Raw genomic sequence first — 24467 nt, forward strand, 5'->3', positions numbered from 1 at the left:
CGCTGCTGTCGACTGGCGGCTGGTGTTCATGGGGGGCGTGCTCGCCGTCCTGGCGGGCGTATTCCAGGTCCTGTCGGGCGGCATTTTCCTGTCGCCTGAGAACCTCTACAACATTGCCCAGCAAACAGCGGTGGTGGGCATCGTGTCCACTGTCATGGTGCTGATCATTGTGGCCCGGCATATTGACCTGTCGGTCGGTTCGGTGATCGGTTTTGTCGGCGTGCTCATCGCCTATCTTCAATACACCCTGGGATGGTCCTGGCCGGCGGCCTCACTCGCCGGGCTGGCTGCGGCGCTGGTGGTGTCGGTATACCAGGGATGGCTGACCGCCATGCTCGGCGTCCCGTCTTTTGTGGTCACGCTGGGAGGGCTGATGTCCTTGCGCGGCGCGGCTTTTCTGGTGGCCGACGGCAAGACCCAGCCCGTCAGCGACGAGACTTTTCTGCAACTCGGTGGCGGCTATGACGGTGGCATCGGCGTGACCGCCACCTGGGTCCTGACCGTCTGTGTGAGCCTGGTTCTGGTGATTCGCATGCTGTTGCGCCGCCGTGCCTCTACGCGCCATGAGATGCCCAACCAGCCCGTGTGGGTGGATGTACTGCTGGTGGCGGCACCGGTGGCCCTGCTGGCCGCGTTCGCTGCCACCATGAACAGCTATCTGGTCACCAACAAGGACGCTCCCCAGGGCATCCCGATCCCGGTGCTCATCTGGGCGGCCGTGGCGGTGGTGATGTCCTTCATCTCCCAGCGCACCCGTTTTGGCCGCTATGTTTACGCCATGGGCGGCAACCCCGACGCTGCTGTACTGGTCGGCATACCGGTCAAGCGGGTGACGCTCATGTTGTTTGCCCTGCTCGCCGTGCTCATCACCATCGCGGCGATCGTGTCGGTGGCCCGCCTGAACGCAGGCACCAACTCGCTGGGCACCGGCATGGAGTTGTTCGTGATTGCCGCCGCGGTGATCGGCGGTACTGCACTGGCCGGAGGCAGTGGCACCATCATCGGCTCGGTGTTAGGCGCCCTCATCATGCAGTCGCTGGACAGCGGCATGCTGCTGCTGGACGTCTCCATCGGAAAACGCATGATCATCATCGGGCAGGTGCTGATTGTGGCGGTGGTATTTGACGTGCTCTACCGCAAGTGGGCGCAGGAAAACTAGGATGAAACACCCCCGAAGCGCCTTCGGCGCCCGGCACCTCCGCCAGAGGCGGAGGCCCTTCGAAGCCGTCCAAGCCTGCGCAGGCAGGCTTGGAGCCGCGGCTCTCAGCCCCTCAAGGGGGGCGAGACCCGCGGCTCCAGACCGACCTGCGTCGGTCTGGACGGGTCGAGCGGTGGCKGCCTCCGGCAGCCACGCGGCCTGCAAGGCACACCAGCGGCCCGGCGAAGCCGGTTCCGCGGTGTCCCTGGCCTTTGCCGTGCGGTTTCATGTGTCGCGGGTGGCGCGCAGCGCAATGGATCACTGAAATGCAAATCACTACCGAACCCCTGGTCGAATTCAAGGACATCCGCAAGGCCTTTGGCGGCGTTCATGCCGTGGACGGCGTGAACCTGAACCTGTACCCAGGCGAAGTTGTCGCCGTCTTGGGCCACAACGGCGCGGGCAAATCAACCCTCATGAAAATGCTGGCCGGCGCTTTCCCTATCGATTCGGGCGAGATCCATGTGATGGGGCAGAAAGTGAATCTCCGGACCCCGGCCGATGCACAGCACCAGGGCATCGAGACCATCTACCAGACGCTGGCGCTCGCCGACAACCTGGACGCCGTGGCCAACCTTTTTCTGGGCCGTGAAAAAATGACGACCTGGAATACGCTGGACGACTACTTCATGGAGGCGCAGGCACGCAAGGTATTTGGGCGCCTGAATAAAAACTTCACCAACATCCACACCCCGGTGCGGCGCCTCTCGGGCGGGCAGCGCCAGGTGGTGGCCATCTCGCGCGCCATCTACTTCAATGCCCGCATCCTGATCATGGACGAACCCTGCGCCGCCTTGGGCCCGGAGGAGTCCGCCATGGTGGCCAACCTGGTTCTGCAGCTCAAGGCCGAAGGCGTGGGCATTTTCCTGATCACGCATGACATGCAGGATGTTTTTTCGCTCAGCGACCGCCTGTCGGTGATGAAAAACGGCCGCCTGATCGGCACCTACCGCACGGCCGACCTGAACGAAGACCAGATTCTCGGCATGATCATCGCCGGCAAGCAGCCGGAAGGGAAAACACAGGCGCCGCACCGCATTGCCTGAACCATGCCATCGGCCATGAAAACCACAGGTGACCAGCAACTCGTCAAACGCATCAACCGCAGTGTGCTGATGCGCTTGCTGCGCAACCAGCCTGGGCGCTCGCGCGCGCAGCTGGCCAACCATAGCGGGTTGACCAAGTCGACAGTCAGCCTGCTGGTGCGAGAACTCATTGATGAAGGCTGGCTCAGTGAAATCAGCATGGCCGCCGCCAACGGTGTGGGGCGGCCCTCCACGCCCCTGCAAATCGACTGCCGGTCGCGCGGCCTGATTGGTGTGGAAGTGGCAGTCGACACCTTGCGTGTGGTGAGCGTGTCCCTGTTGGGGCAAGTGCTGTGGTCAACGCAAGAACCTTTGCGCGGCACACGGCCGCAAGACGTCTGCAGCCAGATTGCCGATCTGACAGTGCTGGCCCAGGCGCAGCTGGTATTGCGCGGCGCGCAACTTTCAGGTGTGGGCATCGGCCTGCCCGGCGCATTTGACGAAACCACCGGTGTGGTCCGATTTGCCCCCAACCTTGGTTGGCGCAACGTGGACTTCTTGCCGCAGATCACCCAGGCACTGATTCATGCAGGCCTGCCCCCGGTACCGGTACACGTGCAAAACGAAGCCGACACGGCCGCGCTGAGCGAATACGAATTCTCGGAGAACGACGGCAAGGACTCGCTGATTTTTGTGACCTGCGATGTCGGCGTGGGCGCGGGCATCGTGCTCAACGACCGGCTGTTCACCGGCATGCGGGGCATGGCCGGCGAGATCGGCCACAGCATTCTGGAGCTCGACGGACCCGCGTGCTCCTGCGGACGGCGTGGGTGCGCGGAGGCCTTCATCGGTTCGGGTGCTCTGGGCCAGCTGGCGGACACTCGCCGGTCAGGACACTACCTGGGTGTGCTGCTGCAGAACCTGTGGACCACCTTCGATCCCAGCGTGCTGGTGGTGGGCGGCGCATCCTGTCAGCATTTTCCGGAATTGGTGGAGGTTGCCAGGGAAACGCTGCAAAACTACGCCACCCATGCCGGCGTAACAGCTCCCATGGTGCGCGTGGCGCGTTACGGTCTGCTGGCTTCAGCGGTAGGTGCTGCCGCCCTGGTGCTGCACCAATATCTGCGTCCCATGCATCCCCGCGGCCGCCTCGTGAGCAATGGCCTCCCGGAGGGCTTCAAGCCCCGGGTGACGGAATTGGCCGCAGCCTCCTGAAACCATTCGTAGGCCCTCGCTGACACCCATCAGCGCATCTACCCGATAAAGCGCCGGCACCAAGGCACGCATAGTGGTGCCACAACATTTCGTGGAGAAGAAAATGTCTTTTGCGCTTTACATGATCGGTTTCGTGATTTTCCTGGCCGGTGTCATCTGGGGTGCCGTGGTGGCCGGCGTGCCGCATCTGTACATCGGCATAGGTGCGCTGATCTTCCTGGGGATAGGAATCTTCAGCGCCGTGAGCCGCACGCGCAGCAAAGACCCGTCTTAAGCGGCACGCGCCGGCAATCTCACACCAATCTCCCACTATTCCTGCGGCGCTTCCTGCGCCATCAAGGCCTGCTGCAACTGCGCCAGCACGGTGCTCGCGGCGCGTAGCTGGGCCTCATTCATCCCATCAGCCAACGCATTGGCCCATACTTTTTGCCCTGCCTGTATGGTTTGCAAGGCCTTGCGACCTTTGGCAGTGAGCCGCAGCAGCTTGGCGCGTGCATGAGCCGGATTGCTTTCATAGACGCTGAGCCCCTCTTCCACCAGTAAATCCGCCACCCGCTGCACGCTTTGCCGCGTCAGGTTCATGGCGCGTGCGATCTGTGCCACCGACAGCGGCGCGTCTTCCACAGCAGCCAGCACCTGCCAGCGCGCCGAAGTCTGCCCGGCCGGCGCCGCCAGCGCATCGCCGGCCGCCGTCAACAAGCCGTTGAGCTGCATCACCTGCACCACCAACCAACTCAGGGAATTGGCGGCCGGCGTGCGCTTGACCTCTTCGTTGGCGATTCCCAATTTGACAGCATACTGTCGTTTAACTATACTTTCAGACATGACAACATTCTGTCATATTCGGATACTCCCAACAACCTGCAACCATCAAGGAGTTCGCCCCCATGCAAAAGACCTATACCGGAAGCTGCCACTGCGGCGCCGTCCGCTTTGAAGCCGACATCGACCTCAGCAAAGGCACGGGCCGCTGCAATTGCTCCATCTGCACCAAAACCCGCAACTGGGGCGCCATCATCAAACCCGACGCATTTCGGCTGCTGGCCGGCGAGAACGAACTGAACGACTACCAGTTCGGCACCAAAAGCGGCCACCACTTGTTTTGCAGGCACTGCGGCGTGCGGCCTTTCGGTCGGGGTTACGTGGAGCAGATAGGCGGCGACTATGTATCCATCAACATCGCCGCGCTGGACAACGCCGAACCGGCTGAACTGATCAGCGCGCCGGTCAACTACGCGGACGGGCGCAACAACGCCTGGTGGAACACCCCTGCCGAGACACGGCACCTCTGATTCATCGCGGGCATCCACCTCCCCTGAACGATGTCGGTCAGGAATTAAGGAAGGTCAGGTCCGGCCTCAGCCCACTACAACGCAACGCGGCTTTCCGTTCGTCTATTTATGCAAAGCGACTGCTTGGCGAAATGCATATACTTCAACGGCCCCTCCCCGCCAGCCCTGCGTTCCCGCCTTCCCGAGGAAAGCCATCATGAGCATCGAAGCCTTTATCTACGACGCCATCCGCACGCCGCGCGGCAAAGGCAAAAAAGACGGCAGCCTGCATGAGGTCAAGCCCGTCAACCTGCTGGCCGGCGTGCTGACCGACCTGCAACGGCGCAGCGGCTTCGACACTGCGGCCATCGACGACGTAGTGATGGGCGTGGTTTCACCGGTGGGTGAACAGGGTGCGGTGATTGCCAAGGTGGCCGCGCTCAAGGCAGGCTGGGATTTCCGCGCCTCGGGCGTGCAAGTCAACCGCTTTTGCGCCTCGGGCCTGGAAGCCGTGAACATGGCCGCGCAAAAAGTGCGCTCCGGCTGGGAAGACCTGGTGGTGGCCGGTGGCGTCGAGAGCATGAGCCGTGTACCGATTGGCGCCGACGGCGGCGCCTGGGCGCAAGACCCGGAAACCAACAGCGCCACCCTGTTTGTGCCGCAAGGTATAGGCGCCGACCTGATCGCCACGATGGAAGGTTTCAGCCGCGCCGACGTGGACGCCTTTGCGCTCGAAAGCCAGCAGCGCGCTGCCCAAGCCCGCGCCGCCGGCCACTTCGCCAACTCCGTTGTACCAGTCATGGATTTTCTCGGCCAGACGATTCTGGCCGAAGACGAATTCATCAAACCGCACACCACGCTGGAAGGCCTCGCCTCACTCAAGCCTGCCTTCGACCAGCTGGGCAGCATGGGCTTTGATGCGGTGGCGCTGCAGCGCTATCCGCAGGTCGAGCGCATCCACCACGTGCACCACGCCGGCAATTCGTCGGGCATCGTGGACGGCGCGGCCGCCGTACTGGTGGGCTCGGAGGCCGCCGGAAAAATCCATGGCCTCAAGCCGCGCGCCCGCATCGTGGCCGCCGCACTGAGCGGCGCCGACCCGACCATCATGCTGACCGGCCCCATGCCCGCCACGCGCAAGGCACTTGCCAGGGCCGGCATGACGGTGGAGCAGATCGACCTGTTCGAAGTCAACGAGGCCTTTGCCGCCGTGGTGATGCGCTTCATGAAAGAGATGAAGGTGCCGCACGACAAGGTCAACGTGAACGGCGGCGCCATTGCCATGGGCCACCCGCTGGGCGCCACCGGCGCGATGATCCTCGGCACACTGGTCGACGAGCTGCACAGGCGCAAGTTGCGCTACGGCCTGGCCACGCTGTGCGTGGGCGGTGGCATGGGCATCGCAACGATTGTTGAAAGAGTCTGAATGCCATGAAGACCATCCAGTACCAAATCGAGGGCGGCATTGCCACCATCACGTTTGACGAACCAGACTCCCCCGTCAACACCATGTGCCTGCAGTGGCAGGACGATCTCACTGAAGTCACCGCGCAGGTGGTGAAAGACAAAGACGTCCTCAAAGGCATCATCCTCGCCTCCGCCAAAAGCACTTTTTTTGCCGGCGCTGACTTGAAGGCCGTGATGCGCCTCACACCGGCCGACGCGCCCAAGGCCTACGCAGAGATCGAACGCGTCAAGAAAAACTTCCGTACCCTCGAAACGCTGGGCATCCCCGTGGCTAGTTGCCTTAACGGGACGGCATTGGGCGGAGGCTGGGAAGTCGCATTGGTCGGCCATTACCGCGTGGCGGTGGACGACCGCAAAACACAGTTTGGCCTGCCCGAGGTCACGCTGGGCCTGCTGCCGGGCGCCAGCGGCGTGAGCAAGATGACGCGCCACCTTGGCTTGATGGGCGCGCAACCCTATCTGGTCGAAGGTAAAACCTTTAACCCACGTGAGGCGCTTGAGCTGGGACTGGTGCACGAGCTGGTGGCCGATGCCGATGAGCTGCGCGGCAAAGCACTTGCCTGGATAGCCACCAACCCCACGGCCCAGCACCCCTGGGAAGCCCGGGACTACAAAATCCCGGGCGGCACGCCGGCCAACCCGAAGATCGCCGCGGCGCTCAGCGCCGCGCCCGCCATGCTCAAAAAGCAGACGCGCGGCCTCTACCCCGCGCCTGAAGCCATCCTGGCCTGCATGGTGGAAGGCACACAGGTGGACCTGGAAACCGCCTTTCGCATCGAAAGCCGCTACCTCGCCAAACTCATGACGGGCACCAATGCCAAGGCCATGATCAACACCTTTTTCTTCGACATGAACGCTATCAAGAGCGGGCAGTCGCGGCCCAAAGGCGTAGGGCGTTTCAGGCCTGCCAAGGTCGGCCTGCTGGGCGCCGGCATGATGGGTGCGGGCATCGCTTACGCACAGGCCAGCAAAGGCATTGCCACCGTGCTCAAGGACGTGAGCCAGGACAAGGCCGAAGCCGGCAAGGCTTACAGCAGCAAGATCACCGCGCCGCGTGTGGAGAAAGGCCGTATGACGGCCGCCGAGCAAAGCGCCCTGCTCTCACGCATCACCGCGACCGACCAGGTGACGGAACTGGCCGGCTGCGACCTCATCATCGAGGCCGTCTTCGAGCGGCGCGACCTCAAGGCCAAAGTGACGCAGGAGGCCGAGCCTTTGCTGGCGTCCGGCGGTTTCTTCGCATCCAATACCTCGACCCTGCCCATCAGCAGCCTGGCCACGGCAAGCGACAGGCCCGAAAAATTCATCGGTATCCACTTCTTCAGCCCGGTCGACAAGATGAAGCTGGTCGAGATCATTCGCGGCCGGCAGAGCGACGATGAAACCGTGGCCAGCGCTTTTGACTATGTGCAGGCCCTGGGCAAGATCCCCATCGTGGTAAACGACGCGCGCGGTTTTTACACCAGCCGCACCTTCGGCACCTTTGTGATGGAAGGCGCGGCCATGCTGGGCGAAGGCATTCCCGCCGCCGCGATTGAAAACGCCGGCATTCAGGCAGGCATGCCCGTCGGCCCGTTGGCCGTGCTCGACGAAACCGCGTTGTCATTAAGCGTGCATGTGCTGGACCAGACACGCACCGACCTCACCGCAGAAGGCAAGACCTACACCGCCACGCCCGGTGAACTGCTGGTCGAACGCATGGTAAAAGAGTTGAAGCGCCCCGGCCGCGCGGCCGGCGGCGGCTTTTACGACTACCCCACCGGGCCCGGCGCGAAAAAGCACCTGTGGCCCGAACTCAAGCCCCTGTTTGAAAAACCCGGCGCCGCCTGGGACATCAACGAACTCAAAGACCGGCTGCTTTACCGCCAGGCGGTGGAAACCGCCCGCTGCCTCAGCGAAGGCGTGCTGACCACCGTGCACGACGCCAACATCGGCTCCATCTTCGGCATAGGCTTTCCGGCCTGGACCGGCGGCGCGATGCAGTTTATCTACGGCATGGGGATTGACGCCTTTGTCTCTCGCTGCGGCGAACTGGCCAAAAAATTCGGGCCCGGCTTTACGCTCACGGGTGCGGTCAAAGATGCGATCCGCCAGCATCAGCCGGTTTACTGAGCTGCTTCGTTTAACTCACCCATCCTCCCATTCATCTCATCGATCCATATCCAAATATCCACTTCATGCCAAGACTCCAAAACAAGATCAGCATCATCACCGGCGCCGCCCAGGGCATAGGCCTCGCCACTGCACTCAAGTTTGCCCAGGAAGGCGCCACCGTCATCGTCTGCGACGTGAAACAAGCCGGGGTGGATGATGCCGTCAAGCAGTGCCAGGCCCTGGGCGCGCAGGCCGTCGGTTATGTGATGGATGTGACCCAGCGCGCCATGGTGGATGCGGTGGTCGGCAAGGTCAAAGACCAGTTCGGCCGCGTCGACGTGCTGGTCAACAACGCCGGCATCACCCAGGACGCACGCCTGCAGAAAATGACGCTCGAACAGTTCGACAAGGTAATCGACGTGAACCTGCGCGGCGTCTTTCACTGCGCACAAGCCGTGGCCGACACCATGACAACGCAAGGCAGCGGCGTGATCCTCAATGCGAGTTCAGTCGTCGGCATCTACGGCAACTTCGGCCAGACGAATTACGCCGCCAGCAAGTTCGGTGTAATCGGTTTCACCAAAACCTGGAGCCGCGAGCTAGGCCCCAAGGGCGTGCGCGTGAATGCCGTGGCCCCCGGTTTTATTTCAACGCCCATCCTCAGCACTATCCCCGACAAGGTACTGAAGGAGATGGAGGCCCATGTGCCGCTCAGGCGCCTCGGACGGCCCGAGGAGATTGCCAATGTCTATGCCTTCCTCGCGAGCGATGAGGCGAGTTATATCAATGGGGCAGTGATTGAGGTTTCTGGTGGGATGTCGGTCTAGGGTGGTATCGGGTGGTATCGCGAAAATGACTTCCTGCTGTCGGGAACCATGCTTGACCGAACAATCAGGCCCTGCGCTCACGGATAGCTTTTGATTTTCTAAGCTCGCTCATCAACTCTTCAACAAAAGTGGTAGCTCGTGCTTCCGGGTTCTCATCACCAAGAAACCATTTCGCGTGGTTGCTCACTGAAGTAGTGGCCCAGACAGTTTGATTGGTCTTTAGATCGACCAAAGACCATCGGATACTAAAACTTGCTCCGGTATTAGATTGCATGACCGAGGCAGGAAACACAATCAAACGATGCGAAGCGCCAAAAAGTCTTTCTTCGTCCTGTGTGGCCTTGATTACCTCTTCAACTGGAACACGTGTACTGGTGTTGGAAGGGTTTGGGCCTTTTTCTTCCAGGGAGAACTGGGTGGCAAATGGGGAATCGTTAAACCAAAGTTGCTTGGACGAGATATTTTCCTTGCTCAATGAATCATTTAGCTGACGCTTTACTTCTGCCAGGAATTTCCTTCCCAGAGCTCCTTCACGCAAGTCAAGAAATGAGTAGACGTAAACCGAACATACACGATTCTCTCCCGCGAATTCAGGCGCGTTCGAGCGAAAAGATGTAGTCGCGCAAGCTGAAAGAAGAGCAATGGCGAGAAGTAGCAATACTTTTTTCAAGGGATCCTCTGGAATGATTGATGACTCAACATGGTGACGCCCGTTCCGTGCTCTCGGGGGGCCGACCTTGAAGCAAACAAGACGCGCCCATGCTTGCTGGTGATTCTATGCGTGCAACTTGCGAGCTGTATTCTTCAAAAACAGGCTGGTGCGGGCAAATAGCCAATCCTGTTGCCTATTCACGGCTTCCACGATTCAACATGCCACTCATGACAATCTGCAATATCGATATAGCTTTTTAGTTCTTTGGGAGATGCAGGAGAATCCCCAAAATGCATCCACAGATGGTCACAAATCCGAACTCGGTAGTTGACGACCTCATCGATCGCATCACTGCGATCGTGCTGCGGACCTATGAGGTTGACCAACTCTTGCCTCACGAAAGCGCCGAGCGCCTCTCCCTTGCCGGCCATGAACTCGTGAGCGCCATTTCGACGGACACTGGGCAAATCGAGTTCTCCTGTGAGCTGACCCTTGCCGCTCACGAGAGGAAAAGCGCGTTCCTGGTGAAGGTACAGGGCCAGGCCGCCTATGAAACCCCGATCTGGCGCATCAACGAGATCTATAACGTGGTTGTGGACCCGCTTGACCGCGGGGAATCCTTATTTGCCGACCTGCAATAGATTCACCCGATTGTGGCCGCGGAAGGTTTCATCTGCCGCAGCCAAGCGCCAGGCGACAAACCCACACTGCCCTTGAAGCGCCGGCTGAAATGGCTCTGGTCGGCAAAACCGCAGGCGGCGGCCACCTCGGCCAGGCCCTGCCCGGCCAGCATGGCTGACTGGGCGCGTTCGATGCGAACGGCGTTGAGGTAGATATGCGGTGGTACGCCAAACTGCCGGGCGAAGGCGCGGGTCAGGTGAACACGCGACAAGCCGGCCTCGCCTGCGAGGGCATCGACGGTGATGTCCTGGTCGAAGTGGCTGCGCAGGTAGTCGCGAATGCGGGCCATGCGTGCAACGCCAGCCGGCTTCACATCATCGCCTGAGCGCCGCTCTCCATAGCGCTGCAGCAAGCGCACCAGCACATTGCGCGTGAGCTCTTCAGCGCGCAGCGACTCTTGCGCCTGTCCGCCGGCGCCTATGGCACGCGCCAGCGCACGACCCATGGCGGCGTCGCGCACCACAGGTTGGCAAAAGTAGGCCGCCATGTCGAGGCCAGCTTCCTTGTCGCGGCATTCGTTCACCACCTGCTGCGACACATACAGCATGCTGTAGCCAAAGCCTTCCTGCGTGCCGCGCTGGCCGTCATGCGGCTCGTCGGGATTAAAAAGAATCACATCGCCGCGCAGGCTGGCGTGCAGCGTGCCGCCGCAGTGAAAGGTCTGCACGCCGGAGGCGGTGACGCCGATGGAATAGGTTTCGTGGCTGTGGCGCTCGAAGGTGTGCTCAGTGAAGTGGGCGTTCATCTGCGTCACACCGGCCAGTGCGCCGGGACGAAAGCGGGCCCAGTCTTTGGGCGTGGGGGCCTGGGCGTCGTGCATGAAACAATCGTAAAGGAAACAATCGTACAAGACGCGGTAGCCCTGGACAAGGAGACTCCCCTTCAACCGCATTCAACCGCCATGAAAGAGGAGTTCACATGAAAGAAGCCGTAGACCTGCAGACCAAGCTCGCGACCTTTGAAGGCCACTGGCAACCGCGCACCGTGAGCGAATTCAACGGGCACGACGTGATGGTCGTCAAGGTCCAGGGGGAATTCAGCTGGCATTCGCACCCGGAGAGCGACGATTTCTTCCTGGTGCTCAAGGGCGAGCTGCACATCGACATCGACGGCCAGCCCACCGTTACGCTCAAGCCCGGCCAGCTGTACGTGGTGCCTCGCGGGGTGCGTCATCGTCCGCGGGCACCGCAAGAGGCGCACCTGCTGCTGATTGAGCCGACCGGCGCGCCCAACAGCGGCGATGCGGCCACAGCGGCGCCGCGCCGGGTGATCTGAGGCCGGTTGAGACCGGGCAAATGCCAGATACTTGACTTTGTCAACTAATTGATTGACGATATCAGCCATGGCCTCGTCAATTAATACCACCGCCTCAAGCACGCCTGCCCCCCCCCAGACTGGAGCGCCCTCCGCTTCTACAGCCCACGTCAAGGCCGTGCGAAGCTTTAACCGCTTCTACACCCAGCGCATCGGCGTGCTGGACCCTTATCTGGACAGCGAGTTTTCGCTGACGGAGGTGCGGGTGTTGTATGAACTGGCCCACCGCGACCAGCCCACGGCCACTGAGCTGGGGCGCGACCTGGCGCTGGACGCGGGTTACCTGAGCCGCATCCTGCGCCGCTTCGAAAGCCAGGGCTGGCTGGCGCGCGCGCCTTCGCCAGCGGACGCGCGGCAAAGCCTGCTGAAGCTGACCAAGGCCGGCCACGCTACATTTGCGCCGCTGCAGCAGCGCTCCCGTGACGAAGCCGCCGCCCTGCTGGCCGCGCTGGCGCCGGACCACCAGCAAAAGGTGGTGACGGCCATGACCACGGTGCAGCGGCTTTTGGCCAGCAGCACGGAACCTGCCGCGACACGAACCGTGCTGTTGCGCGACCCCGGGCCCGGCGACATCGGCTGGGTGGTGCAGCAACACGGTGAAATTTACGCGCGTGAATACGGCTGGAACAGCGAATTCGAGGCCTTGGTGGCCGATATTGCCGGCAAGTACCTCAAGAACCACCAGCCGGAGTGGGAGAAGTGCTGGGTAGCCGAAGTCGACGGTGAGCGGGCGGGCGCGGTGTTTGTGGCGCGTAAATCAGCCACCGTGGCCCAGCTGCGCATGTTGATCCTCACGCCGCAGGCGCGCGGACTTGGCTTGGGCGGGCGCCTGGCCGACGAGTGCATCACATTTGCGCGCAGCAAGAGCTACAAAAAAATGGTGCTCTGGACCAACAGCTGCCTGGACGCAGCGCGCGCCATTTACGCCAGGCGTGGTTTCAAGCTGACCAGGAGCGAGCCCTACCATGGCTTTGGGAAAGAAAACCTGGTGGGCGAAACCTGGGAGCTGTGGCTGTAGCCGCCATGCAGGGCATGTCGGGCGCTGGCTCAAAAATTTACGCCATTTTGGCCTCCAGCCCATATCCAACGAGCGCAAGAAGCTATCTTATTAATAGCAAACGGCGGCCCTTGGTCTCCTGTGTACGGGCTGTGGTGCATCAATGAAGCGGCGATAATTGGTGCATGAGCACCCCTCCCGCCGAAGACCACCCGAAACCCCGATCCCTCTCCGATCTTTTCATCTCATTCACCTTGCTGGCGCTTCAGGGCTTTGGCGGTGTACTGGCTGTCGTGCAACGCGAGCTGGTCGAAAAAAAGCGCTGGATGACGCGCGAGGAATTCATTGAAGACTGGGCCGTCGCGCAAATCATGCCCGGGCCCAATGTAGTCAACATCTCACTGATGATAGGTGGCCGCTACTTCGGCCTCAAGGGCGCCCTGGCCGCGCTGGCCGGCATGCTGACCGTGCCGCTGGTGCTCGTGCTGCTGCTGGCGGTGGTCTATGCCCAGTTTGCCGGGCATCCCGGCGTGGCTGGCGCGCTGCGCGGCATGGGCGCCGTGGCAGCCGGGCTGATCGGCGCGACCGGCCTGAAACTGTTCGGCGCGCTCAAGAAAAACGTGCTGGGCCTGCAGCTGTGCGCCGCGTTCGGTGTGGCATGTTTCGTGGCCATCGCCCTGCTGCGCTTTCCCCTGGCCTATGTGCTGCTGGGGCTGGGCGGCGTGGCCTGTGTGCTCGCTTACCGCAGGCTGGCACCATGACCGAATCGCTGCACCTCGTCTTCGGCGCGCGGGAGTGGTTTGACCTCTTCCTGCATTACCTCTCGCTGTCGCTGCTGTCGATAGGCGGGGCCATCACCACCGCTCCCGACATGCACCGTTTCCTGGTCGACAAACAGCACTGGTTGACCGACGCGCAGTTCAACGCGTCCATTGCCATTGCGCAATCAGCCCCCGGGCCGAATGTGCTGTTCATCGCTTTGCTGGGCTGGAATGTGGGGCTGAACGCAGGGGGCATGCTGACCGGGCTGCTGGGCGTTTTCCTGGCGATGCTGGGCATCCTGATTCCGAGCACCACCCTCACCTACCTGGCCGCGCAGTGGGGGCACCGCAACCGCGAGCTGCGCGCGGTGCGGGCTTTCAAGCAGGGCATGGGGCCCATCGTGGTGGCCTTGCTGATCGCGACAAGCTGGATATTGGCCACCGCCAACGGCAGTTCGCTGAAAGACTGGCCGGTGTGGTTGCTGGCAGCCACCACCGCCGTGATTGTCTGGCGCAGCAAGATCCATCTGCTGTGGCTGCTGGGCGCCGGCGCATTGCTGGGCTGGTATGGGCTGGTCTAGAGGCCCGTTCCGGGGCGGCTACTCTGGTTTGCCGCGCCGGTGAAAGTACACCATGCGCGCAGCCTGCCGCATGGGTTCGGTGTCCAGGGCCATATTGAAGATCCAGTCTGCCTGAAAGCGGTCAAACAGCCAGCGTAAGGTGCGCTTGGCGCGGAACTTCGGATAGTGCCGCACCAGCCCTTGCGCCGGATCGGCCGGGTCGCTGCCGTCGACCGCGCCCTCCTGCAAAAAGGCGGCTACCGCGCTGCCCACCGCATCGCCATGCTGCAGGGCCGTATGGATGCCACCGGCCGTCACGGGCGACACCATGCCGGCAGCGTCACCGACCAGCATGACGCGTGCATCGGACACCCGCTTCAGCACCCCGCCGCAAGGAATCATGCCGGCGCGCGTCGCCAGCGGACTTGCGTTGCCGACATCCACATGCGGCGCGATTTTTTCCATGAAAGCACCCATCCATGCCTGTTTGGCAGGCACGGACGCGCCTGAAGGCGACATCCGCCTGGCCAGCCCGATCTGGTGAATGCCGGCACCCGCAACGGCCCAGCCGATGTAGCCGGGCGCGAGCTGACGGTCTATGAAGCAGTGCAGCAGGTTGGCATCCAGCCGGGCCTGGCCGTATTCATGCTCGATGCCAAAGAGAAACTGGGTATTGAGCGACAGGCCCAAAGCCTTGGCCACACGTGAATGGGGGCCGTCGGCGCCGACCAGGTAGCGGGCCTGCAGCACCATCGGCTCCTGCGAGGTGACCGACTTGACCGACACGGCCCAACCGCCGCTGTCTCGCGCAGCCTGCTCGAACAGCGTGCCGGCCAGCAAGGTGACACCGTCCGCCACGACGGACGCACACATCCAGTCCAGCAGGGCCGGCGTGTCGGTTGCCCAGAAGTAATACCCGGGCGCGTGCAGATCGACATGGCGAAGATTGGGCGAATAAAGCCTCACACCGTCCACCTGCCGCACCAGCGCCGCGGGCACTTGCCGCAACCACGGGATGGTGTCTATGGCATCTTTCACGATGATGCCGGTGGTGTGCAGCTTGTCGCCGGAAGAAGTCTTCTTTTCGACAATGGCGACCTGCAGGCCCGCCCTGGCCGCGGCGCGCGCGCAGGCCAGCCCGGCAAAACTGGCGCCTATGACGACCAGGTCGAAGTGCTGCGGCGTCGTCATGCCCTGCGCTGGCGCAGGGCTTCGTACAGGCACACACCGCTGGCTACGGACACATTCAGGCTTTCCACCGCGCCATGCATCGGGATGCTGACCAGTTCATCGCAAGTCTTGCGCGTGAGCTGGCGCATGCCCTCACCTTCAGCGCCGAGCACCAGCGCCACGGGGCCTTTCAGGTCCACGTCGTAAATTGTTTTTTCCGCATCGTCGCTGGTGCCTATGCACCAGATGTTGCGTTCCTTGAGCTCGCCGAGGGTGCGGGCCAGGTTGGTCACCATGAAATAAGGCATGGTTTCGGCGGCGCCACTGGCGACCTTGGCGACGGTCGCGTTGATGCCGGCCGCGTGGTCCTTGGGCGCGATGACAGCATGGGCGCCGGCGCCATCGGCCACACGCAGGCAGGCGCCGAGGTTGTGCGGGTCGGTCACGCCGTCGAGCACCAGCAGCAGCGGCTGGGCCACACCGGCTTCTTCGAGTTGCTCCAGCAATTCGTCGAGCGATTTGACCTGCGCCAGTGCGTCGACCCGGGCCACAACGCCCTGGTGGCCGTGGCTGCCGCACATCTTTGCCAGGCGCAAACCGTCGGATTCGATCAATCGCACACCCGCCTCCCGGGCCCGGTCCGTGAACTGGCGCATGCGCGCATCGCGGCGGGACACATCGAAAAACACTTCCAGGACGGATTGGGGCGCTGTTTTGATACGAACGCCGACGGCATGGAAGCCAAAAAGCACTTTGGGAGAAGAAGACATGGCAGCGATTATCACTGTTGGCCGTAATTGGCATTACTACCGGTGTATCGGGTGCGACGAGCGGGGCACAATGACCTCCGGGCAGGACTAAAATAGTAACAATTTGTTGAACCTGTTGAATAATCCCGCTCTGCTGACTGCAGGGCACCTGGAGGCGCTATGGGCTTGAGACTGAAATTCAATTTGGTGCTGGTCGTGGTTTTTTTGGCCGGCTTTGCCGCGGCCGGCTACATCTCGCGCCAGCTGCTGCAGGACAATGCGCGCGAAGAGGTTCTGCGCAACGCCCGCCTCATGATGGACACCGCGCTTTCCGTACGGGCCTACACCGTCGAGCAGATCAAGCCGCACCTGGACAAACAACTCGAGGAAGTGTTCCTGCCCCAGACCGTTCCGGCCTACGCCGCCACCGAAACGCTGGGCCACATCCAGAAAAAGTACCGTGACTACGGCTACAAGGAAGCCACGCTGAACCCGACCAACCCGCGCGACCGCGCCACCGACTGGGAAGCGGACATCGTCCAGCAATTCCGCCAGAACGCCGAATCGAAAGAACTGATTTCCGAGCGTGCCGCCGCCACCGGCCGCCTGCTTTATATAGCCAAGCCCATTCAGATCACCAACGCGGCGTGCCTGCAGTGCCACAGCGTGCCGGCCAATGCGCCCGCCAGCATGATCAAGATCTACGGCGAGGCCAACGGCTTCGGCTGGAAACACAACGAAATCATCGGCGCGCAGGTTGTCACCGTTCCCATGGACATTCCCATCCGCAACGCAGACCGCACCTTCAAGACCTTCATGGTCTCGCTGGCAACTGTCTTCGCCGTGGTTTTTGTCGTACTTAACCTGATGCTGAGCTGGCTCATCGTGCGGCCTATCCGCCGCATGTCCCAGGCCGCCGACAAGGTGAGCACCGGTGACTTTGATGTACCGGAATTCGCTGACGGCGGAAAAGACGAAGTGTCCGTGCTCGGCGGCGCGTTCAACCGCATGCGGCGCAGCCTCGAAAAAGCCATGCAGATGATCGACCACGGCGCCTGATGTCCGGCCGGGCTCAATAATTCACAGGCACCCTCAGCCCCCACGAATCGATCCCACGAATGGAAGAACCGGAAGAAACAACGCAAGCCCTGCCCGTGCGTCCCACAGGCGGCGAAGGCAAGGACGCGGCTGCGCTTCTGCCGGGGCAAACCGTTTTTGAATATCGCATCGACAAGATGCTGGGCGGTGGCGGCTTCGGCATCACCTATCTGGCGCAGGACATCAACCTGCAGCTGCCGGTAGCCATCAAGGAGTACTTTCCCGGCGACCTGGCCGTGCGTTCGGAAGACCTGTCAGTGCACGTGCGCTCAAGCGCGAACAACGGCCAGTTCAATTGGGGGCTGGAGCGTTTCCTCGACGAAGCGCGGGCGCTGGCGTCCTTTCGCCACCCAAACATCGTGCGGGTGCTGCGTTACTTCAAGCAAAACGGGACCGCCTACATCGTCATGGAATACGAGTCCGGCGACCCGCTCAAGCGCTGGCTGGCCAGGCAGCCGGCGCTGGACCAGCAGGGCCTGCTGAAGATCATCTACCCGTTGATGGACGGGCTGGAAGCGGTGCACAAGGTGAATTTCCTGCACCGCGACATCAAGCCGGACAACATCTACATCCGCGCCGACGGCACGCCGGTGCTGCTCGACTTCGGTGCCGCCCGGCGCGTGACCGGCAACCACGACATGACCAACATCGTGAGCCCGGGCTTCGCACCGTTTGAGCAGTACCACAGCAAGGGCCACCAGGGGCCTTGGACGGACGTCTATTCGCTGGGTGCGGTGATGTACTGGATGACGACGGGCCACAAGCCCATGGAGTCGGCCTCGCGGGTGCGCGAGGACACCATGCCCAAGGCGGCCGACACGGCCAGCGCGGTGGTCTTCGGTGCGCCCCTGCTGCGCGCCATCGACTGGGCCATGATGCCCAACGAAACACAGCGCCCGCAGGACGTCGGAGCCCTGCGCCAGGCCCTGATCAGCTCGGACTTTCTCAAGACGCAGACCATCCGCGCCGCCAACCCGTCGTCCAACACAGCCGCCATTGCCCCGGTAGCGACGGTAGCGCCGCAGACCGATACGTCAACCACAAAGACAAGCAAGCTGCTGTCCGAAAGCGCCGTGCTCGCCTACGCGGCCAATTCCCAGTCCATTCCGCTCAACAGTGCCGAAAACCTGCGCAAGAACGTACTGGGCACGATCATGTTCCTGGACCTGGTGTCCTACTCCACCTATTCGGTTGACCAACAGGTGGCACTGAAGACCCTGTTCAACGAACTCATCACCAAGGCCATCGGCGGCGTGAAGGAGTCGTCGCGCATCATGATCGACACCGGCGACGGCGCGGCGATCTGCTTTCTGGGCGACCCCGAAGAGGCCCTGCAGTCGGCCCTGCTGCTGCGCGACCTGCTGGTACAAAAGTACGGCCGCAAGCTGTCCCTGAGGGTGGGCCTGCACCTGGGGCCAATCCGCATGGTGTTTGACATCAACAACCGCGTCAATGTGGTGGGCGACGGCATCAATGTGGCTCAGCGCATCATGGACTTTTCCAGGCCCAACCAGATCGTGGTCTCGCGTGCCTATTACGACGTGATTTCACGCATCACCGACAGCGCCGCCAGCCTCTTCGACTACCTCGGCCCGCACATGGACAAGCATCTGCGCTCGCACGAGATCTATGCGGTGCTGGACCCGAACGCCGCACCGGCCGCGCCGATGTCCCGCAACATGGAGTTCGAACACACCGCCTCTTTTGCCGCGCTGGCGTCGCTCACCCCGGAAATCGCGCTGGAAATTGAAAACGAGCTGGCCAAGGCCATCGGGCCGCTGGCCAAGGTGCTGGTCAAGAAAGCCATTCCGCGCACGGTCAGCGCCCAGGGGCTGCGCGACCTGCTGGCCATTTCCATTCCCGATGCGACGGCCCGCGAAGCCTTCCTGAAGCCGCGCCACGCCAGCGCGACGGTGAATTCGGGGCTGCATGGCGCCAGTGGCCCATTGCGGTCTACCGGCGGCAGCAGCAGCTACAGCCGGCCCATTTCCTCGACGTTTTCCCGCCCCTTGCGCAGCGACATGAGCCGGCCCCTGTCCACGTCGGCAACGACATCCGGAACGACCTCGGCATCCTCCACATCAATCAATGTGCAGAATTTCAATGCGGAGCTGCAGGCGCAGCTGGAACGCGCGCTCAGCCAGCATATCGGCCCGCTCGCCAAAACCCTGGTGCGCAAGGAAGCAGCCCGGCAGCTTACCTTTCTGGCACTGATCCACGCTTTGGCGCTGCAGATTGACCGGCCTGATGATCGCGCGAAATTTCTGGCCATCGCGCAGAAAATGCACGGCGGGCGCTGAGGGCGGCTTTTACGCCCCGCAATACGCTATGCTTTTGATAGCTGCTTGCGCCCGATGACAAAGGCCTTCAGGCCATTTCCCCTTACGCTTTTCCGCTGGGGAACTCTCGGCATCACGCCGGGCTGACACGCCCCGCATCAATGGTGATGCGACGCTCACAGCGCGACGCGATGGCCTGGTCATGCGTCACCAGTACCAGGGTCGTGCCGAGTTCGCGGTTGAGCTCAAACATCAGCGACATCACCGTCTCGCCGGTGGCAAAGTCCAGGCTGCCTGTCGGCTCATCGGCCAGCAGCACCGCCGGCTGCACCACAAAAGCACGGGCCAGCGCCACACGCTGCTGTTCGCCACCCGACAACACTTTCGGGTAGTGGCCCAGCCGCTCCCCCAGGCCGACACGCTTGAGCATGTCGGTGGCCAGCGAGCGTGCGTTTTTGGCGCCCGACAGCTCCAGCGGCAGCATGACGTTCTCAAGCGCCGTCAAATTGCCCATGAGCTGAAAGCTCTGGAAGACAAACCCGACCTTCTGCGCACGCAGGGCGGCCCGGTCGTCTTCGCTGATTGCAAAGATGTCCTGCCCCGCCAGCCTGACCGTGCCCTGCGTGGGCGTGTCCAGCCCTGCGATGATGGACAGCAAGGTGCTTTTGCCGGAACCCGACGCACCGACAATGGCAGCGGTTTCCCGGGGAGCCAGGGCGAAGTCAATATCGCGCAAAATGGCCAATGTGCCGGTGGAGTCGGTGACCGACTTGAAAACATGCTCAACGGAAATAATTGAAGACGTCGGGGACGGTGCGGGCACAGCGGAAGCCGCAGCCCTGGAACCATCATTCACGCCACTCACCACGGGTTCAAACATGTCGGCCTTGTCAGGAAATATGAATTCAGACTTTACCAAGCTTGCCCTTGTGGCGGCAAAGCGTTTGCTAAAACCTTTCGGGGCGCTGCTTGTGGCCGCCGTGATGGGTGGCGGCGCTCCGGCGGCAATGGCGCAAACGCCGGCGCCCAAAGGGGAAACCATTCTGGTGGTCGGTGATTCACTCAGCGCCGAATACGGCCTGAAACGCGGAACCGGCTGGGTGCCGCTGCTTGAAAAACAGCTTGCCAGCGAAAAAAAGACTGCCAAAGTCGTCAACGCCAGCATCAGCGGTGACACCACTTCGGGCGGCAGTTCCCGCCTGCCGGCGCTGCTGGCACAGCACAAGCCTGCCGTGGTGGTCATTGAGCTGGGCGGCAACGATGCCCTGCGGGGATTGCCGCTGGACATGACCGAAAAGAATCTTGTCACGATGACGCAGGCGTCCAAAAAAACAGGGGCCCGGGTGCTGCTGGTGGGCATGCAGGTACCGCCCAACTATGGCAGCGCCTACGCGGCCACGTTTTCAGGGCTGTTCGGCAAGGTTGCCAAGGCAGAAAAAGTGGCCCTGGTGCCCTTCTTTCTCAAGGGCATTGCCGACGCGGCCGACCCGGTGGCCAACTTCCAGGCTGACCGGATCCACCCGAACGAGCAGTCGCAGGCGAAGATGCTTGCCAATGTGTGGCCCGAGCTGAAGAAACTGGTCAAGTGAGCCTGGACCGCATTTCCGCCGAAGAAGCGCTCGAAACGCTCGGACGTTATTCCGGGGTGATTGACGCCCGCAGCGAAGGCGAATACGCCGAAGACCACCTCCCGGGCGCGGTGAACTGGCCCAGCCTGCACGACGAGGAACGCAAAATCGTCGGCACCAAATACAAGCAGATCAGCCAGTTCGAAGCGAAAAAACTGGGCGCGGCGCTGGTGGCCAAAAACATTGCCGAGCACATCCAGCGTGATGTACTGGACAAACCCCGCGAATGGCAACCGCTGCTGTACTGCTGGCGCGGCGGCAAGCGCAGCGGCTCGCTGGCGCTGGTGCTGGACCAGATCGGCTTCAAGGTGACGCTGGTGGACGGCGGTTACAAGGCATTTCGCGCCGCGCTGGTGGCGGATTTGCCGCAGCTGGCCGGCCGCTTTAACTACCGGGTGGTGTGCGGCCCCACAGGTTCGGGCAAGACCCGGCTGCTGCAGGCCCTGGCGGCCGAAGGCGCGCAGGTGTTGGACCTGGAAGCGCTGGCCAACCACCGCAGCTCGGTGCTGGGCGCCATCCCCGGCGTGCAGCAGCCCAGCCAGAAGGCGTTTGACAGCAGCATCTGGGCTGCGCTGAAACGTTTTGATCCGGCTCAACCGGTCTATATTGAAAGTGAAAGCAAGAAAGTCGGCAATGTGGCCGTGCCGGAAGGCCTGATCACCGCCATGCGGGCCAGCCCTTGCCTGCAGCTGGACCTGCCGGAGGATGAACGCGTAGCGCTGCTGCTGGAAGACTATGACTTTTTCGTGAAAGACATCGCTTTCTTCTGCGAGCGCCTGGGTGCGCTGACGGAAGCACGCGGCAAGGCCACAGTGCAGGACTGGCAGGCCCGCGCCCGCAGCGGCGACGTGGCTTCGGTGGTGCGTGAGCTGCTGGTCAAGCACTACGACCCGGGTTACCTGCAGTCGATGCAGCGCAACTTTTCCGGGCACGCCACGGCCCGAGTGCTCTCGCCGCAGGATCACAGCACCGCAGCCATGACCGCGCTGGCGCAAGCCCTACAGGCTGAAAATTCCGCCCCCTGAAACGACAAACCCGGCTGACCTTCACAGGTGTTGCCGGGTTTTTGATTGCCTGCCGTTTTTTTGGCTTTTTTGCGTTTTGTTGCTATCAGATCAATAGCTGCTTGCGCTTGTCCATCAAGGGCTACAGCCTTTTTTCATCAAGAATCGGGGAGGCTCAGGGGGCCGGGTCTACAGGTGGAAGGCCACCGGGCGCCTCACCGTCGACATCGGGCGTATCGGTCCCGTCGTCAGCGGCATCGTCCGGCTTGCCCTCTGCCTTGCGCTTGAGCTTTTCTTCTTTTTTGCGTTTTTTCGCAAGCTCTTTCTGGCGCTTTTCGTAAGAGTAATTGGGAGTTGCCACTGCGTGCTTTCGTGAATAGGTAACCCTTACTGTACTGCATTGCCGTCACGGTATGCCAAGCCTTTGGTCAGGCTTTTTCCAGCGCCTGGGCAATGTCCGCCTGCAGGTCTGCAACGGCCTCCAGGCCCACCGAAAAGCGCACCAGGCCCCCCTTGTATGGCCATGGCGTGGTGGTGCGCAGGGCCGGTATGTCGTACGGCGCGCACAGGCTCATGGGGCCCGCCCAGCTGTAGCCCAGTTTGAAGAGCTTGAGACTGTCACAAAAGCGGTCCACCCGGTCCTGCGTGAACTCCGGCTTGAAAACGGCACTCATCAGGCAGGCGGCGCCCCTGCTGTCGCGTTTCCAGGTTTCATGGCCAGGCGAGCCGGGCAACGCTGGATGCAGCATGGCTGCGATTTGCGGCCGGGTTTGCAGCCAGCCGGCCAGCTCCCGCGTCGCAGCATCCTGGGCGGCATAACGCAAGGCCATGCTGTTAAGGCCGCGCAACACCAGTTCGGCATCGTTGCCGCCCACGCCATAACCCACGCGCATGTGGCAAAAATGGACCAGGTGGTGCAGCGCCTCGTCGCGCGTGACGACGGAGCCCATCAGTACATCGGCACCACCGCTGGGGTATTTGGTCAGGGCCTGGACCGAAATATCGAGCCCCAGGTCAAACGCATTGAAAGCCAGGCCGGCGCCCCAGGTGTTGTCGAGTGCGGTCACGATGCCGGCGGGATGCGCATTCTGGTGCGCCTTGACCGCGGCGACCAGCGCCGGCATGTCGGGAAACTCCAGCGTGATGGAGCCCGGCGCTTCGATCCATACCAGCCGGGTTTTGGGGCCCAGCTTGGCGGCGAGGTCTGCGGGGTTCATCGCGTCGTAGAAGCGGTGGGTGATGCCCCAGGCGGCCAGTTCGCCCTGCGCGAAGCTCTTGTTGGGCCCGTAGGCGTTGTCGGGAATCAGCAGCTCGTCGCCGGCCTTGAGCAGCGCCATGCCAACCAGCACCACTGCCGCCAGGCCGCTGGGCACCAGGGTGCAGTACTTGCCTCCTTCCAGGGTGGCGATGCGCTCTTCCAGCGTGAAGGTGGTGGGGGTTCCGTGCAGGCCGTAGGTGTAGCCGGTCTTGTGCTTCCAGTCGCGGGTGCGCAGCGCGGCGACGGTCGGGAATGCAATGGTGGAAGCCTTGTAGACCCCGGGCGGGATGGCGTCAAACCCGGCGGGTGGCTTGTAGGGGTGATGGATCAGGGTGGTGGATTTGTCTGTCATCCGGAAATGGTAGCAACTTGTCGCGCATTTCAGATTCTGTTGGTTAATTGAACCGCCCTGGCGGCCGTTTAGAGCTGCAGTTCGATTCCATCAACCCGAACCTTGCGTATAACGCCGCGAACTGACTCGGACTCACCGTCTTTGACTTGCCGGTACTCGCTCAAAATAAAAATTCCAACTTCATGCACGAAGGTATAGATGGAATTTCGCGTTGTGCCATCCTGGCTTTTTATCTGGCAAGACACGGTAGTCCGCTTGCCGCTTGCGTCAGGCAAAACCGGAAGACACCGGATGTCCTTGGTAACCAGTTCAGCCGTTTTGCCATCCACGGTGGCTGGAAAACGATCCTGGAGCTGTGTAAGTCTGGCTTCGAGCAGCCACTGTGAGCTAAATACGTTCAAGTCGGGTGGCCGGAATTCGAGTTCTACCAGTTTGTTTTCGAACCAGCCGGTATTTTCAAAAATGGCGTGGAAAACCGGTGCGGGCTCCCTGTATCGGGCAGTAAGCCCGAAGAGATTTGCATACAGGAGATAACGCTCTTCATAGACAAGCGCGTTACCAGCAAGCTTGGGATACCAGTTGTCAGACCTGCGGACTAGCCCATTGCCCAGGTTTTCCAATCGCGACTCGACCCTGGAGTCCACCGCTCGTCCATCGGGCGCTGTATATGTCTTGTTCGCTTCGTAGCGAATCTCTTTCCACGATGAATTTCCTGCGTGGCGCCATTGCAGTTGCGCTGAGGCGGACTCGGGGAGCGAATTTGTCTGGAGCGATTGCTCGCGATTTGCCAGCGCCAGCAACAGGGTGCCCGCAACCGCCACAAACAACGCGGCATAGCCCAGGCGAGATATCAACCTAGGCGACATC

At 62.0% G+C, this 24467-nt stretch carries 26 protein-coding genes; 17 read left to right on the plus strand and 9 right to left on the minus strand.

Features of this window, described 5'->3' with window-relative positions; genetic code table 11:
* Positions 1-28 precede the first annotated feature (28 nt).
* The 4 genes from AC1DVV_RS07730 to AC1DVV_RS07745 all read left to right on the plus strand — a co-directional run bounded on the left by AC1DVV_RS07730 (position 29) and on the right by AC1DVV_RS07745 (position 3712).
* On the plus strand, positions 29-1159 hold the full coding sequence (locus AC1DVV_RS07730) for a sugar ABC transporter permease (RefSeq protein ID WP_457280987.1): 1131 nt from the start codon (positions 29-31) through the stop codon (positions 1157-1159).
* Between the two features lie 305 nt (positions 1160-1464).
* Positions 1465-2244 carry an ATP-binding cassette domain-containing protein gene (locus tag AC1DVV_RS07735; RefSeq protein WP_477690110.1) on the plus strand — a complete coding sequence of 260 codons (780 nt, stop codon included), beginning with the start codon at positions 1465-1467 and terminating at the stop codon, positions 2242-2244.
* Between the two features lie 15 nt (positions 2245-2259).
* Positions 2260-3438: an ROK family protein gene (locus AC1DVV_RS07740; protein WP_477702286.1), complete on the plus strand. Its 1179-nt coding sequence runs from the start codon at positions 2260-2262 to the stop codon at positions 3436-3438.
* Positions 3439-3541: 103 nt separating this feature from the next.
* Entirely contained in the window at positions 3542-3712 is a 171-nt protein-coding gene (locus AC1DVV_RS07745; protein ID WP_457280702.1) for a hypothetical protein, read from the plus strand.
* Between the two features lie 35 nt (positions 3713-3747).
* Here AC1DVV_RS07745 and AC1DVV_RS07750 read toward each other — a convergent pair whose 3' ends face one another.
* Positions 3748-4263: a MarR family winged helix-turn-helix transcriptional regulator gene (locus tag AC1DVV_RS07750; protein WP_477702287.1), complete on the minus strand. Its 516-nt coding sequence runs from the start codon at positions 4261-4263 to the stop codon at positions 3748-3750.
* Between the two features lie 62 nt (positions 4264-4325).
* Here AC1DVV_RS07750 and AC1DVV_RS07755 point away from each other — a divergent pair, with 62 nt between their 5' ends.
* The 4 genes from AC1DVV_RS07755 to fabG all read left to right on the plus strand — a co-directional run bounded on the left by AC1DVV_RS07755 (position 4326) and on the right by fabG (position 9097).
* Positions 4326-4730, plus strand: coding sequence for a GFA family protein (locus AC1DVV_RS07755; protein WP_457280700.1), 405 nt, complete (start codon positions 4326-4328; stop codon positions 4728-4730).
* Between the two features lie 196 nt (positions 4731-4926).
* Complete coding sequence (locus AC1DVV_RS07760) at positions 4927-6135, plus strand: acetyl-CoA C-acetyltransferase (RefSeq protein ID WP_477665920.1); 1209 nt, start codon at positions 4927-4929, stop codon at positions 6133-6135.
* A 5-nt stretch (positions 6136-6140) separates the two neighbouring features.
* Entirely contained in the window at positions 6141-8288 is a 2148-nt protein-coding gene (locus AC1DVV_RS07765; protein WP_477702288.1) for a 3-hydroxyacyl-CoA dehydrogenase NAD-binding domain-containing protein, read from the plus strand.
* A gap of 65 nt (positions 8289-8353) precedes the next feature.
* A complete protein-coding gene (gene fabG / locus AC1DVV_RS07770) occupies positions 8354-9097 on the plus strand; it encodes a 3-oxoacyl-ACP reductase FabG (protein ID WP_457280697.1) in 744 nt (247 codons plus the stop codon).
* A gap of 64 nt (positions 9098-9161) precedes the next feature.
* Here the strand turns inward: fabG and AC1DVV_RS07775 are convergent, their stop codons facing one another.
* The gene (locus AC1DVV_RS07775) at positions 9162-9767 is read right to left on the minus strand and encodes a hypothetical protein (protein ID WP_477707178.1); all 606 of its coding nucleotides are present in this window, start codon (positions 9765-9767) and stop codon (positions 9162-9164) included.
* 272 nt (positions 9768-10039) lie between these two features.
* Between AC1DVV_RS07775 and AC1DVV_RS07780 the strand changes: the two genes are divergently transcribed.
* Positions 10040-10390: a hypothetical protein gene (locus AC1DVV_RS07780; protein ID WP_477658772.1), complete on the plus strand. Its 351-nt coding sequence runs from the start codon at positions 10040-10042 to the stop codon at positions 10388-10390.
* Between the two features lie 2 nt (positions 10391-10392).
* Here the strand turns inward: AC1DVV_RS07780 and AC1DVV_RS07785 are convergent, their stop codons facing one another.
* On the minus strand, positions 10393-11250 hold the full coding sequence (locus tag AC1DVV_RS07785; RefSeq protein WP_477665917.1) for an AraC family transcriptional regulator: 858 nt from the start codon (positions 11248-11250) through the stop codon (positions 10393-10395).
* A gap of 98 nt (positions 11251-11348) precedes the next feature.
* Between AC1DVV_RS07785 and AC1DVV_RS07790 the strand changes: the two genes are divergently transcribed.
* From AC1DVV_RS07790 to AC1DVV_RS07805, 4 genes are all read left to right on the plus strand, one after another.
* A complete protein-coding gene (locus AC1DVV_RS07790) occupies positions 11349-11705 on the plus strand; it encodes a cupin domain-containing protein (RefSeq protein WP_457280693.1) in 357 nt (118 codons plus the stop codon).
* Between the two features lie 67 nt (positions 11706-11772).
* Positions 11773-12762 (plus strand): bifunctional helix-turn-helix transcriptional regulator/GNAT family N-acetyltransferase, encoded by a 990-nt coding sequence (locus AC1DVV_RS07795; RefSeq protein WP_477707179.1) that lies wholly within the window; start codon positions 11773-11775, stop codon positions 12760-12762.
* 164 nt (positions 12763-12926) lie between these two features.
* A complete protein-coding gene (locus AC1DVV_RS07800; protein ID WP_457280691.1) occupies positions 12927-13502 on the plus strand; it encodes a chromate transporter in 576 nt (191 codons plus the stop codon).
* Entirely contained in the window at positions 13499-14083 is a 585-nt protein-coding gene (locus AC1DVV_RS07805; RefSeq protein ID WP_477649214.1) for a chromate transporter, read from the plus strand. The genes AC1DVV_RS07800 and AC1DVV_RS07805 overlap by 4 nt, the downstream gene beginning before the upstream one ends.
* An 18-nt stretch (positions 14084-14101) precedes the next feature.
* Here AC1DVV_RS07805 and AC1DVV_RS07810 read toward each other — a convergent pair whose 3' ends face one another.
* Positions 14102-15253 carry an NAD(P)/FAD-dependent oxidoreductase gene (locus AC1DVV_RS07810; protein WP_457280689.1) on the minus strand — a complete coding sequence of 384 codons (1152 nt, stop codon included), beginning with the start codon at positions 15251-15253 and terminating at the stop codon, positions 14102-14104.
* Positions 15250-16002, minus strand: coding sequence for a 23S rRNA (guanosine(2251)-2'-O)-methyltransferase RlmB (gene rlmB / locus AC1DVV_RS07815; RefSeq protein WP_477649216.1), 753 nt, complete (start codon positions 16000-16002; stop codon positions 15250-15252). Before rlmB ends, AC1DVV_RS07810 begins: the two co-directional genes overlap by 4 nt.
* Positions 16003-16161: 159 nt before the next feature.
* Between rlmB and AC1DVV_RS07820 the strand changes: the two genes are divergently transcribed.
* Positions 16162-17040: a c-type heme family protein gene (locus AC1DVV_RS07820; protein ID WP_457280687.1), complete on the plus strand. Its 879-nt coding sequence runs from the start codon at positions 16162-16164 to the stop codon at positions 17038-17040.
* Positions 17041-17099: 59 nt separating this feature from the next.
* On the plus strand, positions 17100-19379 hold the full coding sequence (locus AC1DVV_RS07825) for a protein kinase domain-containing protein (RefSeq protein ID WP_477702611.1): 2280 nt from the start codon (positions 17100-17102) through the stop codon (positions 19377-19379).
* Positions 19380-19491: 112 nt separating this feature from the next.
* Here the strand turns inward: AC1DVV_RS07825 and AC1DVV_RS07830 are convergent, their stop codons facing one another.
* Complete coding sequence (locus AC1DVV_RS07830) at positions 19492-20238, minus strand: ABC transporter ATP-binding protein (protein ID WP_477665915.1); 747 nt, start codon at positions 20236-20238, stop codon at positions 19492-19494.
* Between the two features lie 103 nt (positions 20239-20341).
* Here AC1DVV_RS07830 and AC1DVV_RS07835 point away from each other — a divergent pair, with 103 nt between their 5' ends.
* Together AC1DVV_RS07835 and mnmH are read left to right on the plus strand one after the other, a co-directional pair.
* Positions 20342-20947: an arylesterase gene (locus tag AC1DVV_RS07835; protein ID WP_477702614.1), complete on the plus strand. Its 606-nt coding sequence runs from the start codon at positions 20342-20344 to the stop codon at positions 20945-20947.
* Positions 20944-22011 carry a tRNA 2-selenouridine(34) synthase MnmH gene (gene mnmH, locus AC1DVV_RS07840; protein ID WP_457280684.1) on the plus strand — a complete coding sequence of 356 codons (1068 nt, stop codon included), beginning with the start codon at positions 20944-20946 and terminating at the stop codon, positions 22009-22011. Before AC1DVV_RS07835 ends, mnmH begins: the two co-directional genes overlap by 4 nt.
* A gap of 154 nt (positions 22012-22165) precedes the next feature.
* Here the strand turns inward: mnmH and AC1DVV_RS07845 are convergent, their stop codons facing one another.
* From AC1DVV_RS07845 to AC1DVV_RS07855, 3 genes are all read right to left on the minus strand, one after another.
* Positions 22166-22351 (minus strand): hypothetical protein, encoded by a 186-nt coding sequence (locus tag AC1DVV_RS07845; protein WP_457280683.1) that lies wholly within the window; start codon positions 22349-22351, stop codon positions 22166-22168.
* Positions 22352-22418: 67 nt separating this feature from the next.
* Positions 22419-23600 carry a PLP-dependent transferase gene (locus AC1DVV_RS07850; RefSeq protein ID WP_477690102.1) on the minus strand — a complete coding sequence of 394 codons (1182 nt, stop codon included), beginning with the start codon at positions 23598-23600 and terminating at the stop codon, positions 22419-22421.
* 68 nt (positions 23601-23668) lie between these two features.
* On the minus strand, positions 23669-24454 hold the full coding sequence (locus AC1DVV_RS07855) for a hypothetical protein (RefSeq protein ID WP_477690101.1): 786 nt from the start codon (positions 24452-24454) through the stop codon (positions 23669-23671).
* Between the last annotated feature and the right edge of the window lie 13 nt (positions 24455-24467).

The sequence above is a fragment of the Polaromonas sp. P3_B4 genome (assembly GCF_056402835.1).